This window comes from Devosia sp. GW821-FHT12F11 (assembly GCF_058806655.1).
Window position 1 is genome coordinate 1 of the sequence record NZ_JBXAPX010000008.1, and the last position, 13,824, is coordinate 13,824.

14 protein-coding genes are annotated in these 13,824 nt (G+C 65.1%); 8 read left to right on the plus strand and 6 right to left on the minus strand.

Translation table 11 applies throughout. The features are described 5' to 3' along the window. Positions 1-163: 163 nt before the first annotated feature. Positions 164-2,251, minus strand: coding sequence for a molybdopterin-containing oxidoreductase family protein (locus tag AC1ROK_RS21420; protein ID WP_492850689.1), 2,088 nt, complete (start codon positions 2,249-2,251; stop codon positions 164-166). Positions 2,252-2,484: 233 nt separating this feature from the next. On the opposite strand from AC1ROK_RS21420, the gene AC1ROK_RS21425 reads away from it, so the two are divergent. The 3 genes from AC1ROK_RS21425 (at position 2,485) to AC1ROK_RS21435 (ending at position 6,478) form a co-directional block, all read left to right on the plus strand. Next, positions 2,485-3,297: a M10 family metallopeptidase C-terminal domain-containing protein gene (locus tag AC1ROK_RS21425; RefSeq protein ID WP_492850691.1), complete on the plus strand. Its 813-nt coding sequence runs from the start codon at positions 2,485-2,487 to the stop codon at positions 3,295-3,297. Between the two features lie 240 nt (positions 3,298-3,537). Then, entirely contained in the window at positions 3,538-5,673 is a 2,136-nt protein-coding gene (locus AC1ROK_RS21430) for a hypothetical protein (protein WP_492850693.1), read from the plus strand. Between the two features lie 10 nt (positions 5,674-5,683). Then, on the plus strand, positions 5,684-6,478 hold the full coding sequence (locus AC1ROK_RS21435) for a calcium-binding protein (protein ID WP_492850695.1): 795 nt from the start codon (positions 5,684-5,686) through the stop codon (positions 6,476-6,478). Between the two features lie 85 nt (positions 6,479-6,563). On the opposite strand, the gene AC1ROK_RS21440 is transcribed toward AC1ROK_RS21435, so the two are convergent. Both AC1ROK_RS21440 and AC1ROK_RS21445 read right to left on the minus strand, forming a co-directional pair. Beyond that, positions 6,564-7,892, minus strand: a complete 1,329-nt coding sequence (locus AC1ROK_RS21440; RefSeq protein WP_492850697.1) for an ATP-binding protein — start codon at positions 7,890-7,892, stop codon at positions 6,564-6,566. After that, positions 7,892-8,608: a response regulator gene (locus AC1ROK_RS21445; protein ID WP_492850699.1), complete on the minus strand. Its 717-nt coding sequence runs from the start codon at positions 8,606-8,608 to the stop codon at positions 7,892-7,894. The genes AC1ROK_RS21440 and AC1ROK_RS21445 overlap by 1 nt, the downstream gene beginning before the upstream one ends. A 202-nt stretch (positions 8,609-8,810) precedes the next feature. Between AC1ROK_RS21445 and AC1ROK_RS21450 the strand changes: the two genes are divergently transcribed. Both AC1ROK_RS21450 and AC1ROK_RS21455 read left to right on the plus strand, forming a co-directional pair. Further along, positions 8,811-9,119: a hypothetical protein gene (locus AC1ROK_RS21450; protein ID WP_492850701.1), complete on the plus strand. Its 309-nt coding sequence runs from the start codon at positions 8,811-8,813 to the stop codon at positions 9,117-9,119. A gap of 84 nt (positions 9,120-9,203) precedes the next feature. Next, the gene (locus AC1ROK_RS21455) at positions 9,204-9,476 is read left to right on the plus strand and encodes a 3',5'-cyclic-nucleotide phosphodiesterase (protein ID WP_492850703.1); all 273 of its coding nucleotides are present in this window, start codon (positions 9,204-9,206) and stop codon (positions 9,474-9,476) included. 9 nt (positions 9,477-9,485) lie between these two features. Here the strand turns inward: AC1ROK_RS21455 and AC1ROK_RS21460 are convergent, their stop codons facing one another. Together AC1ROK_RS21460 and sugE are read right to left on the minus strand one after the other, a co-directional pair. Further along, entirely contained in the window at positions 9,486-9,641 is a 156-nt protein-coding gene (locus AC1ROK_RS21460; protein ID WP_492850705.1) for a hypothetical protein, read from the minus strand. Positions 9,642-9,856: 215 nt separating this feature from the next. Continuing rightward, the gene (gene sugE, locus AC1ROK_RS21465; protein WP_492850707.1) at positions 9,857-10,171 is read right to left on the minus strand and encodes a quaternary ammonium compound efflux SMR transporter SugE; all 315 of its coding nucleotides are present in this window, start codon (positions 10,169-10,171) and stop codon (positions 9,857-9,859) included. A 121-nt stretch (positions 10,172-10,292) separates the two neighbouring features. Between sugE and AC1ROK_RS21470 the strand changes: the two genes are divergently transcribed. The 3 genes from AC1ROK_RS21470 to AC1ROK_RS21480 all read left to right on the plus strand — a co-directional run bounded on the left by AC1ROK_RS21470 (position 10,293) and on the right by AC1ROK_RS21480 (position 13,536). Further along, a complete protein-coding gene (locus AC1ROK_RS21470; RefSeq protein ID WP_492850709.1) occupies positions 10,293-11,324 on the plus strand; it encodes a FecR family protein in 1,032 nt (343 codons plus the stop codon). A gap of 175 nt (positions 11,325-11,499) precedes the next feature. Beyond that, positions 11,500-12,702 carry a sugar efflux transporter gene (locus AC1ROK_RS21475; protein ID WP_492850711.1) on the plus strand — a complete coding sequence of 401 codons (1,203 nt, stop codon included), beginning with the start codon at positions 11,500-11,502 and terminating at the stop codon, positions 12,700-12,702. A 45-nt stretch (positions 12,703-12,747) separates the two neighbouring features. Then, a complete protein-coding gene (locus AC1ROK_RS21480) occupies positions 12,748-13,536 on the plus strand; it encodes an ion channel (protein ID WP_492850713.1) in 789 nt (262 codons plus the stop codon). 102 nt (positions 13,537-13,638) lie between these two features. Here AC1ROK_RS21480 and AC1ROK_RS21485 read toward each other — a convergent pair whose 3' ends face one another. Then, positions 13,639-13,824 carry a tautomerase family protein gene (locus tag AC1ROK_RS21485; RefSeq protein WP_492850715.1) on the minus strand — a complete coding sequence of 62 codons (186 nt, stop codon included), beginning with the start codon at positions 13,822-13,824 and terminating at the stop codon, positions 13,639-13,641.

Genomic DNA, 13,824 nt, shown 5'->3' on the forward strand with positions numbered 1-13,824 from the left:
ACGCAGAACCGCCCTTGGGAGCCTGACCAACCCAAAACAGCTTGACGGCAAACACAGATGCTCTCTTGCGAAAACTAGGGACTTAGCTTCGCTAAGCCCAAGTTTTCGCTTTCTCCCCCGCCGAGGGGGAGATGGGGCCGGTGGGTGCGGTTACTTCGCTCCCTTACCCCCGCCGCACCCACACCGACGTATCGTGGAACGCCGCTCCGCCGAAGGGGCGGACGGGGTCCGAGCCGATCAGGGTGTTGATGCCCTGGCCGTTGCGATGTGCCGAGTTCGGGTGGATGCCCTCGGCGATCAGCACGCCGCGCTGCATGCCGGCAAAGAACACCGCTTTCAGCGCCACCTCGCCGCGACGGTTGCCGAGCGTGACCGGATCGCCATCGGCGATGCCGAGTTCAGCCGCATCGTCGGGATGGACAAAGACTGTCGGCTCGGGCTGGCGCTTCCGGCTGCCGGCGGTTTCGGCAAAGGTCGAGTTGAGGAAGCTGCGCGACGGGCTGGTGGCGAGCCGGAACGGAGTTTCGGCGTCGACCCGCTCAGTAACGTCCCAATGGTCGGCGAAGCGCGGCATCTCCGAGGGATCGCAAACCCAGGTGTAGCCCTTGAGCCGGGCTACCGCGTCCCAGTCCGGCTCGAAGCGATAGCGCTTGTCCGGCCAGGCGAAGCCATCGGCGAAGCGGGCCTTTTCGTCCGGCCAGGCGCCGTCGATGAAACCGGTCTTTTCGATCTCGTCGAGCTCGCCGAAGCCGGAGCGGCGGAAGGTCTCCGCCACCATCTGGCGATCGGTGAGGTGCATCGAGGCGTGGTCGCTGCCCAGGCGCCGCAGCAGTTCGTTGACCACCTCGAAGTTGGAGCGGCATTCGCCGGGAGCGTCGACCAGCTTGGGGCCGTAGAGCAGCCGGGTGTGGCCGCCGCGGCGGTAGTAGTCGTTGTGCTCGAGGAACATGGTGGCGGGCAGCACGATATCGGCAAACCTGGCCGTATCGGTCATGAACTGCTCGTGGACGACGGTGAACAGGTCGTCGCGCGCAAAGCCGGTGCGGGTGAGCCCCTGCTCCGGGCTGACGTTGACCGGGTTGGTGTTCTGGATGAACAGCGCCTTGACCGGCCCACCGCCCTTCAGCGCCGTGCTGTCACCGGTCAACACCTTGCCGATTTCGCTCATGTCGAGTTCGCGCCCGCCAGGGCCCATGTCGGCGCCGGTGATCATCGATTTGTCGAGCTTCCACGAGCCGGAGTTGGAATGGAAGGCGCCGCCGCCATGGTGCTGCCACGAGCCGGTCATCGCCGCAACCGAGAGGGCTGCATGCATCGCGGTTGAGCCGTTGCGCTGGCGGGTGAAGCCATAGCCGAGGCGGAAATAGGTCTTTGGCGTCGTGCCGACCAGCCGGGCAAAAGCCTCAATCTCGGTGACGGCAAGCCCGGTGATGGACGCTGCCCACTCGGGTGTGCGGGTCGAAAGGTGGGCTTCAAACTCGGGCGAGAAGTCGGTGTACTCAGCCATATAGGCGCGGTCAGCGAGACCGTCGCGCAGCAGGATGTGCATCACCGCCACGGCCAGCGCGCCATCGGTGCCGGGGCGCACGACGAGCGCCATGTCGGCCTGCTCCATGGTGCCGTTGCGGTAGATGTCGATGGCGACGATCTTCGCCCCGCGCTCCTTGCGGGCGCGGATGGCATGGGTCATCACGTTGACCTGGGTGGCGACGGCGTTGGTGCCCCAGATGACCACGCAATCGCTGTCGGCCATCGACTCGGGGTTGGGGCCGGCGAGCACACCGGTGCCGGCGATGAAGCCGGGCCAGGCGGTGCCGGTGCAGATGGTGTCATACTGCAGCGAGTAGCCGCGGGCGTGGCGCAGCCGTTCGATGCCGTCGCGCTGCACGTGACCCATGGTGCCGGCGTAGAAGTAAGGCCAGATCGCCTCGGGGCCATCGGTGCGCTCGATCTCCAGCCAGCGCGCGACGATCTCATCCATCGCTTCATCCCAGCTGATCCGCTGGAACTCGCCGGCGCCCTTTTTGCCAACGCGGCGAAGGGGATGCGTCAAACGGTTCGGGTGATGAATCCGCTCGGCGTAGCGCGCCACCTTCTCGCAGATGACGCCAGCCGTGTACGGATCGTCCTTGGCGCCGCGGACCCGGCCGATGGTCCGCTCGTCGATCAGTTCGACGTCGAGCGCGCAGGTCGACGGGCAATCGTGTGGGCACACCGAACGGGCGGTGCGAGGCGTGGTGATGGCGTTCATGGGCGCACATTTAGCACGGGGCGACGTCGCGTGCGACTGGCGAGGCCAATGCCAAGCGGCCAGGCAGCACCGAGCGCCGGGGCCCTCTCGCCCAGGAATTAGGCAAGCGCCGGAACCCGTTTGCAGCAGAATCCGATGTCGCCATGCGGCGCGAGCGTAGCCGTCATGCCGGGCGCGGTCGTGCCGCGCAGAACAAGGCCGTCGCAAGGTGGCGGTGTGAGAGGGAGGATATGATGGCATTCATTATCGGCACGTCCGGGCCGGATACGATTATCGGCATGGATGACGACGACGACAGGATCCTGGGCCTCGGTGGTGACGATCACCTCATCGGGCTCAACGGCAATGACGGCCTGATCGGCGGCCCTGGCGCCGACCTCCTCGAGGGCGGAGAGGGGGACGACACCTACGAGCTGAACGCCGACCGCTCGGATACGATCATCGACTTGAGCGGCTGGGACACCATCCGCGCCACCACCAGCCTCGACCTCGCGGACTACCCGGAGATCGAGAACCTGGTGATGGCTACCGAGGCTTCCGGCCGGGAGGCGCTGGGCAACGCGCTGAACAACGAGATCTTCGATCGGGGTGGCAGCAACATCCTCGATGGACGCGAGGGGCAGGACTATCTCGTAGCCGGTGGCGGCGACGACATCCTCATCGGCGGGCTCGGCGTCGATTACCTGCAGGGCGGCAGCGGCGACGATCGTTTCGATTTCCGCGACGTGGCCGAGACGGGCGTCGGCTCGGGTCCGGGCATCTACCACCGCGACCAGATCATGGATTTTACTCATGGCGATGACCTCATCCATCTGGGCGGGATCGACTCCGACGCCGGACATTCCGGCAACCAGGGCTTCCGCTTTCTTGGCGCCACCAGCTTCACCGGCTCGGCCGGTGAGCTCGTGACCTACGAGGAACTCATCAATGCCGGCACCGAAACGGTGACGGTGATCGCCGGCGATACCGACGGCGACGGCGTCGCCGATTTCGAGATCGAGCTGCGTGGCAGCATCGGGCTCAGCGCCGGCGACTTCATCCTCTAGGTGCTGTCGTCTTTGCGAGCCGGAACGGGCGGGCGCTCATCCGTGCCCGCCTGACGGGCGCCCACGCTGCGCGGTGAGCGGATGCCGCAAAAATAGGCAGCCACCAGTTCTGATTTGGCGACGGAAAGGTCGAAGGCGGGCTGATCCATGCACGGCTGACATGTCCGCCATGCAAGTCGCTACGTTCCCGGATCGCGGGCCGAGGCGGAGCCTTGAGCGATATTCGGGAGGATTTTCAGCATGGCCTATTATCCACCTAGCATCGATCCGGACGCGCTGGACGGCAGCGACGGCTTCAACATCACCGGCGCCACCACCGACGACAGGCTGGGGACCAGCGTCGAGGACGCCGGCGACGTCAACGGCGACGGTTTCGACGATATCATCGTCAGCGGCCGCGACCGGATGGGCGGCGCAGTCTACAACTACGTGGTCTTCGGTTCGGCCGAACCATTTCCTGCCGATTTCAACATCACCGAACTCGATGGCAGCAACGGCTTTGCCATCGATACGGTGGACAAGCCCTGGTACGTCCAAGGCGCCGGCGACATCAACGGCGACGGCTATGACGACCTGATGGTCGGCACCACCAACGACACTGACCAGTACGGCTACGAGGACGTGCACGTCGTCTTCGGCAAAGCGGATGGGTTCGAGCCGTATTTCTGGCTTGAACAGCTCGACGGCGAGAACGGCTTCACGCTCAACGGACCGCCGCGATCGACCGCAAGCTACACCATCGCCTCGGCCGGCGACACCAATGGCGACGGCTTCGACGATGTGCTGATCACCACCGACTACGAGGCCCGGCTATTGCTTGGCAAGGCGGACGGTTTTGCGGCGGATGCTGTTGTCACCGACGTCACCACATCGATCTTCAGGCAGCTGGAGCGCGGATACGAGCCCCCATCCGGTATCGGCGATATCAATGGGGACGGGTATGGCGACGTCGCCATTGGCGAGGCGGTGATCTTCGGCGGCGCAGATGGCTTTCCTGCCGACCTCGCCGTTGACCTCCTCGACGGCAGCAACGGCTTCCGGCTTGACCCCGATGTCACCCGCACGGTCGCGGCGGCGGGCGATGTGAACGGCGACGGCATCGACGACTTCATCATCGGCAATCCCAATGCCAGACCGCACGGCCATATCGATGGCGGCGAGGCCTATGTGGTGTTCGGCAAGGCGGACGGGTTCGACGCTTCGCTCGACCTCGAGGCGCTCGACGGCAGCGATGGCTTTGTCATCCGCGGGCCGACCCTGGCACGGCTGGGGACCGAGGTGGCCGGCGCCGGGGATGTGAACGGCGACGGTTTCGACGATGTGCTGGTGCAGACCGGCTACGGCCGGGCGCACGTCGTGTTCGGCCGGGCGACCTTTCACACGCCGGGCTTCGACGTCGACGATCTCGATGGCAGCAGCGGCTTCGAAATCGACAGCTCCGACCCCTATTCCGGCGTCGAAAACGTTGCCGGGCTAGGCGACTTCAACGGCGACGGCTTCGCCGACCTCGCCTTCGGCAACAGCAACGCCAGCCCGGGCGGCCTCTATCTCTCCGGGACCACTGCGGTGGTGTACGGGCTGAAGCCCACCGAAGCGGTGACCCGGATCGACGCCGCCGGCGACCAGACGGTGCGTGGCGGGCTCGGCCACGACGTACTGATCAGCTATGGCGGCGACGACCACCTGATCGGCGATGTGGGCAATGACTCGCTGCGCAGCGTCGAGGGCACCGACATCCTGGAAGGCGGGCTTGGCAACGACGAATACTTCGTGTTCGCCGACCGCACCGACAGCATCATCGACACCGGCGGCATCGACACGATCCGCGCCACGACGCACTGGGACCTCGCCGGCAATCCCGAGATCGAAAACCTGGTGCTTGCCGATGCGGGCGATTGGCACGTGAGCGGCAACGACCTCGACAACCGGCTGGTTGGCGGCTTTGGCGACAACGTGCTCTCCGGCGACAACGGCAATGACCGGCTCGAAGGCGGCGGCGGCAATGACATCCTGATCGGTGGCTTCGGGCGCGATGTGCTGATTGGCGGCGCCGGCACGGATCGGTTCGATTTCGCCAGCTACCAGAGCGAACCGACAGTGGGTCGCGACGTGATCGTCGACTTCGAAGCGGGCGAGGTGATCAACCTCGCCGGTGTCGACTCGAACGTCTGGCGCAACGGCAACCAGTCCTTCACGTTCATCGGCGATGGCGAGTTCACCGGCAAATGGGGTCAGCTGCGCTACGACTACTTCACCTTCACCAATGGTGAAGTGGTGACCATCATCGAGGGTGACACCGATGGCGATGGGGAGGCCGATTTCGGCCTCGAACTGCGCGGCCAGCATGTGCTGACGGCGGGCGACTTCATTCTCTAGGGGGGACGCGATGGCCTACATCATGGGCACAGATGCCGCCGAGACGCTGACCGGCAGCGATGCGAACGACTCCATCCTCGGGTTCGCCGGTAACGATCACATCATCGCACTTGATGGCAGCGACCAGCTGTTCGGGCATGGCGGCGCCGACCTGCTCGAGGGCGGGCTAGGCGACGACATCTACCAGCTTATCGACGATCGCTCCGACACCATCATCGATATCGGTGGGGTGGACACCATCCGCGCGACGGTGGCGATCGATCTCGAGGATTATCCCGAGATCGAGAACCTCACCATGGCCATCGACTATTCCGGCCGCGCGCTGCTGGGCAACGCGTCGGACAACGAGCTGATCGACTGGGGCGGCAGCAACCGGCTCGACGGGCGCGACGGTGATGACTATCTCAACGCCGGGGCCGGCAATGACCTGCTGATCGGCGGGCTCGGCACGGAGTTCATGCTCGGCGGACAGGGCCGGGACAGGTTCGATTTTCGCAGCGTCGAGGAGATCGGTACCGGCGAAACGACGCGCGACGTGATCTGGGACTTCAAGCCGACGGCGGACAAAATCAACCTCGGGTCGATCGACGCCAACGAGCAGTTCGCCGGCAACCAGGCATTCCAACTGCTGGGCTTTGCCGAGTTCACCGGCAAGGCCGGCGAGTTGCGCTGGGTCTACGAGCAGCGCGCCGACCTTTCCGCCGTAACGCTGGTCGAAGGCGACACAGACGGCGACGGCGTGGCGGATTTTCAGATCGAACTGAATGGCCGGCTGCCAATGTATGCAGCCGACTTCATCCTCTAATCCAGCCGATATTCCTCGGACTTCATATGGTCCCCTCTCGCACGGTTGGACCTGCGCGGCATGTGTTGAGCGCCGCAGATTGCGCTCAGACGGCAAGCGGCAGCGAGACGGTGAAGATCGTGCCGCCGCCCGGGCGATCCGAGACGGTGATGCGGCCGCCATGGCGATCGAGAATCTGCCTGACGATCGCCAGCCCAAGCCCGGTGCCGCCGTGCGTGCGGCTGCGCGACCCCTCGACGCGGTAGAAGGGCTCGAAGATCAGTTCGCGTTCGGCGAGCGGAATGCCCGGTCCACGGTCGGCAATGGCGACGAGAGCTTCGGTGGCGGTGGCAGTCACGCTGACATCGGCTTGCCGGCCGTAGGCGATGGCGTTGCCTACCAGATTGTGGAGCACACGGCGGAGCGCCGGCTCGCCGATGGCGACCTCGAGCGGGGGATGGCCGGACCATGCCAACTCCGGACGATCGGCGCGCATGCCGTCGAGGGTGGCGGCGACATCGGCCCGGCCCTCGCCCGGCTTGTCGCTAAGCGAGGCAAACTCCAGTGCCTGCTCGACCAGCGCCTGCATGGCCTCGACATCGGCAACGGCCTGATCGCGACCGGTCGAGGGCGGCATGAGTTCGAGCCGCAGGCGAAGCTTGGTCACCTGGGTTCTGAGATCGTGCGACATGCCCGCGAGGATGAGGGCGCGGTCGCGGATCAGTGCGGCGATCTGGTGCTGCATGGCATTGGTGGCCCCGATCAGCGAACGAAGATCCGATGCACCGCGGGGCTCGAGCTCGCGCGGGGACGCCGTCCGGGCGAAGGCCTCGACATTGGCAGTAAGCGCGGCCAGTGGCCGGGTCTCCCGCAGGACAAGGACGACGGCGACGCCGAGCACGATGAGGCCGATCAGCGCGGCAATGGCCGCCAGGATCCCCCCATAGACGTAGGAATCGACTTCGCCTGCCGGGTTGATGACGAGATAGGAGCCGCTCTGCAGCGCTACCGTAATACGCAGGTGCCGGCCGACCAGGCGGGCGAACGGGCCGTCGCCCTCGCCGCGGGCAGAGCGCACGTTACTCACCTCGATGCGATCGCGATCGAGCCCTTCGGCCGCAATCCGATCGGCGGTGATGCGGGCACTCCATCCCAGAAGCAGCCCACCGGGGTCGGGCGCCGGTGGGCTATCCGCTACGGCGACGTCGAAGCGGGCGTTGTTGAGCAGATCGAGCGCGAGACTGCGGCGAAGCGGCGGCAGGCGATCGAACAAACGGACCAGGCTGACCACCTGCCGGGCAAAAGAGGGGCGAATCCCTCCCAAGGTGAAACCGTCATCGCGCGTCACCTGCACGGCGAACGCCGCGATCTGGAGCAGGAAGATGGCGCCGGTGACAATCAGCACCAGCCGCAGCGAAAGGGGGAGGCTGCGCATCAGGCGTCCTCGACCGGCATGGCGAAGAGGTAGCCCCCGTTGCGCACAGTCGTGATGGCATCGACTACGCTCGGTGCAACCGGGGCGAGGCGGGCGCGCAGGCGCGAAACGGTGACATCGATAGTGCGATCGAACGGATCGGCAGTGCGACCGCGCGTCCAGTCGAGCAACTGGTCGCGAGAGAGGACGCGGCGCGGCCGTTCGATGAAACAGGCGAGCAGGTCGTACTCTGCGGTGGTGAGGGTCACCAGCGCACCGGCGCGAGTGGCGATGGCGCGGCCATCGAGGTCGATGATGAGCTCACCCACCGCCTTGCGTCGCGACACCGGCATGGCAGGCGGCATCAGGGCGGCCGAGCGCCGGAGCTGGGCGCGGATGCGCGCGAGCAGCTCGCGGGGATTGAACGGCTTGCCGAGGTAGTCGTCGGCGCCGACTTCCAGCCCAACGATCTTGTCAACGTCTTCCGACCTGGCCGTCAGCATGATGATCGGAACCATGCTTTCGATGCGGATGCGGCGGCAGACGGAGAAGCCGTCCTCGCCGGGCAGCATGATGTCGAGGACGACCAGCGCCGGCGCGAAGCTGGCAATGGTCTGCGTCGCCAGCCGGCCAGTATCGAGGGTGCGCACCTCGTAACCCTCGCGCGTGAGGAACTCGGCGAGCAACGCCCGGAGGTCGGGATCGTCCTCGATGACGAGCAGGCGTGCTGGGTTCATGAAGCGGCCGGTTGTCTGATCTGTCGCGCTGTCGAACAATTAGGTCGGCAGTACATCCCCCAAGGGCTGTAGCGGTTACACCGACGAGGCGGCAACCGCCGAGCTGCCGCCGTTACAAATCGTTACACGAGGGCGCCAGCGTGCAACAGCGGCGCAAAGACCCGGGTCCATCGTCTCCCCCATCGAAACCAGGAGACCAAAAATGCGAAAACTCGTCGTCGTCCTTACCCTTGCCGCGGCAGCCATGGTGGGAGGCACCGCCAGCGCCTCCGCCTGGGAGCGCAAGGTGACCATCGACACTGACCACGGCACCCTCACACGCTCGGCAGAGGTCTACTGCTTCCAGGGCGCCTGCTATCGCGAAACCGAGCTCACCGGCGTCAACGGCAACACGCTGAAGCGCTCGGGCATGTGCGTCCGCGTCGCCTATGAGCAATGGGACTGCAAGGGAACGGTGACCGGTCCGGCCGGCAACAGTCACAGCCGCCGGTTCCGCGTCACCGCATACTGATCGGCCACGACCCGGCCGTGGAGCGGGGGGCCCCCGGCCCCCAACCGCAGGGCTCCCCCGCTTGTTCTTTCACAGGAGTAACCAATGAAACGAGGTCTTGCGCTTGTTCTGTCCGCTTTGCTGACCGCAGCGACGGGTGCGGAGGCAGCACAGCTGAACCTGATGCAGAAGATGGAGCTGCGGCGCGTCTGCCAAGCCGATTTCCGATCAGCCTGCGGCGATCTGCAACCAGGCGACGGCCGGCTCGCGCAGTGCATTCGCGACAACGCGTCGAAATTCTCCGAGCCATGTCGACAAGCCATCGATGCGGCGCGTGGCGCCGTCCCCGGCGCCACCGATGAGGCGATGGACTACTAAATCCGTTGCCTATTCCTCGGCGCGGATTTTCTTCAGCTCCGCATTGTAGATGCGCAGGCTGAGGTAGATGGCGAACATGAAGCAGACGATGCCGGTGATCTGCGACAGCGGCAGACCGGAAAACAGCGGCAGGTGCTTGGCAATGAGCAAGGCAACAACGAGCATGAGGACAGACACGACCTCAGCAGAGCGGAACAGCATGGCTCCCCTTTACTTTCTTTTCGAGATGCGCTGACGCTCGGCGCGGATTAGCTCCGCCTGACGGAGCCCCCGCAATGCACGTTACGGAAAACCGCAAAAGGTTCCATCAACTTTTGCGTTATCCCGCAATTTCACCAAAGAGGCTGGCGCGGAAGCAACAGGTGCACCGGCAAGCGGCCTCAACTGACCAGCTTGAGGCCGACAATTCCTGCAACGATCAGGCCGATGCTGGCAAGCCGCAGGGCGGTGGCCGGCTCCTGGAACAGCAGGATGCCGAGCACTGCGGTGCCGATGGTACCGATGCCGGTCCAGATCGCATAGCCCGTGCCCACCGGCAGGTCACGCAAGGCGATGCCGAGCAGTACGATACTGGCGAGCATCGCCGCCACGGTGATGGCGGTCGGGCCGAGCTTCGAAAAGCCTTCGGTATATTTGAGGCCGATGGCCCACACGATCTCCAGCAGGCCGGCAACAGTGAGGTAAACCCACGCCATGGAAGTTACTCCTTGAGCGCGGGCCGTCCCGCCTGATCATTGGGAAGCGTCGGGGTCGTCCTCGACGCGAGGCATATAGGGCCTTGCTGCGCTGCTGAAAAGGGCCCGGGGCGCAGACCTGATGGTCCGCCTTCAGCCGCGGCGCGGACAAGCTGAACGATTCCTGAACAAGCCGGTCACGAGCGCCGATGAATCCGGTTTTTCGGTCTGGAACCGGCATACGGGCTTGTGTAGGAGACCGACGATCGCACTCGCCGGGGGGCCGGGCGATTTCCGTGCCACTGCATTGTCGAGGACGCATATGCACCCCCTGATGTGGCGAGCCCCCCTCGCCTGCGCACTTGCTGCGCTTGGATTCATTGCCTTTTCATTGCCCACGCTCGCCGCCAGCGGCAAGGCGCTGGGCGTCGACCCCGCCGCCTCGGTCGAAACCAAAGTTGACACCAAGACGCTGACGGTGGGCGCCGACATCTCCATCGGCGACCGGGTTGTCACCGGCGCCAAGGGGCAGGTGCAGATCAAGTTCAGCGACCAGACCGAGCTGGTGGTGGGCCCGAACTCCGCCCTGCTGATCGAGGACTATCTGCTGCGCAACGACGACTCGGCCGGCAAATTCGCCATCAACGCGCTGTCGGGCACCTTCCGCTTCACCACCGGCCGGGCGCCGAAAGACCGCTACATCATCGAAACGCCGACCGGCACCATCGGGGTGCGCGGCACCTCCTTCGACTTCAACTCGAGCGCCCAGGAAACCAAGGTGCTGCTCTATCACGGCCAGGTCGTGCTCTGTAATCTGGACGACGCCTGCGTGACGCTCGACGATACGTGCGAGCTGGGCGCCTACGACCTCGGTAAATCCGAGATTCTCGGCCACACCGACGACTTCAAGGGTGCTGACCGCGACGACCTGAAGGCGAGCTTCAAGTATGCCCAGTCGCAGGCCCCATTGCTGGGTGCGTTCCGCGTCGAAGAGGCAAAGGAGTGCTTCCAGAAGGGGTTTGTGGCCAATACGCCCAAAAGCCTGATCTATGGAGAGGGGAGCGGCGCACCACAGGTGTTGCCCGAACCTAACCCGGACGACGAGTATCCGCCGCCGGACAACGGGTTCCCGCCGGAGTGCTACGGTCCCAACGACGAGTTCTACTGCAACTGACCTTCGAGCGACGCAGGACGACGATGGTGACATGCGCCTACCGACGCTGCTGCTGACTAGCGCTGCCGTGCCCGTTCCTCGTGCACAAGCCACTCGAGCCACGTCTGGCACTCGACCAAACCACTGGCCTGCCCCCGCGATTCTGCACTAGGGATCGCGGGGGAGAGCCACCGACGTGACCGAGACTGTCCAACCACGCCTGCCGATGGCGGCGCTTATTTCTGCGAGCCTGTTATCGATCGGCGTCGGCTATGCCTCGACGGCGCCCTATGACGCGATCATCGCCATCGACGCACTTGATATCGGTCACGGCGATTTCGCGCTGATCCTGACGGCCGCCTCGATCGTCGGTGTCGTTGCTTCAGTGGCGCTCGGCTGGTTGTCGGACCGGATCGGCGACCGCCGGCTGCTGATGCTGGTCACCGCGCTGCTCGGCGCGATCGGCATGGGCCTGATGTACTGGCTGCGCAGCCCGATGGCCTTTGTCATCGCCTATTGCGTGATCCTGCCGTTCGGCAACTCGGCGTTCAGCCAGACCTTTGCCTATGCCCGCGTCTACTACGACCAGACGCGGCCGAGGGATGCCGAATTCCGCATCACCGTGCTGCGCTCGATCTATGCCGCTTCGTGGGTGATGGTGCCGCCGCTCGCCGGCTGGATCGCTGCGGTCTACCAAGTGTTCGACGTCTACCTCTTGGCGGCCATGGCCTATCTGGTCTGCGGCGCCATCTCGCTGGTGATGCTGGCCGACCCTGCGACCCGCGTCGTTTCGGCCCCGCCGAAGCCGAGCACCGACGGCAAAGGCGGCATCGGGCTGCCGATGCTGGTCGGCATCTGCGGCGTGCTCTTGATCAATGTGGCGATCAAGGTCAGCGGCACGGCGACGCCGCTGGCGATGGTCAGCCATTTCGGCGGCAATATCGGCGATGTCGGGATCGCCGCGGGCATCGGGGCATTTCTCGAGATTCCGCTGATGCTGGCCTGGGGCTTTCTCGGCCGCCGGTTCAGGAAGCACACGCTGATCGCCGCCGGGGCGCTGATCTACGCGCTCTACCAGGTGCTGCTGACGCAGGCGAGCGGGGTCACCGAGGTGTTCTGGCTGCAGATCCCGCGGGCTGTCGCGATCGCCGTGCTGATGAGCGTGCCGATCAGCTACATGCAGGAGGCGATCCGCGGGCGGGTTGGGCTTTCGACCTCACTGCTCGACGTTACCATCGTTGCCTCGGGCATGCTCTCGGCCGGGATTTTCGGCTTGGTGGCGGCGCCGGGGCAGTATCTCGAGCTGTTCTGGGTCGCGGCGACCCTGGCGACTTGCGGCGCGGCGGTGCTGGTGGTGGCGCACAACGTGCTGCAGCGACAGCCGGCCGTACAGCATTGACAGCAAGCGCGGTCCGGGCAAGCTCCCGGGGAGGAGGCAACGCGGATGGATGAGCCAAGTCCCGAGCACGGCCTGACCCGGCTGCGCTCAACCTTGCGGCTGCTCTACCACGGCAGTTCGACCACCGCGCTGCGCTTCCAGTTCGCCGTGTTGTTGGTCGACCTCGCGATCATTGCCTTTTTCATCGCGACGCCGCTGCTGCGCGAGCGGCCCAGCTTCATCTGGTTCGACATTGCGGTGGCCGTGCTGCTGATCGCCGACCTGGTGGCGCGTGGCCTCGCCTCGACTGATCCACTGCGTTGGCTGAGACAGCCGACGACGATCGTCGACATTTTCATCCTCGTCACACTGCTGCTGCCGGCCTGGCTCGCCAATTTCGGCTTCCTGCGCATCCTCCGGCTCTGGACGCTGTCACAGAGCGGCGTGCTGTGGCGGCCGCTGAAGAAGTTCAGGCTGACGCAGTACCGCGAACAGGGCGAGGCAATCGTCAACATCGTGACGTTCTTGTTCCTCGTTTCGGGGTTCGTGCTGACCTTCTTTGCGAGCCCGGATTCCGGCATCGAGGGTTATGTCGATGCGCTCTACTTCACCGTCACCTCGGTGACGACGACCGGCTATGGCGATGTGACGCTGCCGGGCACGGCCGGCAAGCTCACTTCGATTGCCGTGATGATCATCGGCATCACGCTGTTCGTCCGGTTGGCGCAGTCGATCTTCCGCCCTAACAAGGTATTCTTCCCCTGCCCGCAATGCGGCCTGCAGCGACACGAGCCGGACGCCGTGCATTGCAAGGCCTGCGGGCACGTGCTGAACATTCCCGACCCCGGGCACTAGAGCATTTCACCGCTCCGTTGAAACGGCCAAATGCTCCAGGCGGAAAGTCTGTGGTCCGCGTCTCACGGCGACAGGCTTTCCTGAAAGCGCTCCAGCCGCCGGTTACATCTCGTCGAAGGGCACGCCGCCCCTCGACTTGCTGTCCCGGGAGCTCTTGACGATCTGCACGACGACCCGCTCGGCCGGGACGTTGAAGTTCTTCACCACCGCGTCGGTGATGTCCTTCATCAGCGCCTTCTTGCTCTCTTTCGAGCGGCCTTCGACGATGTGAACGAGAATCTCGGGCAC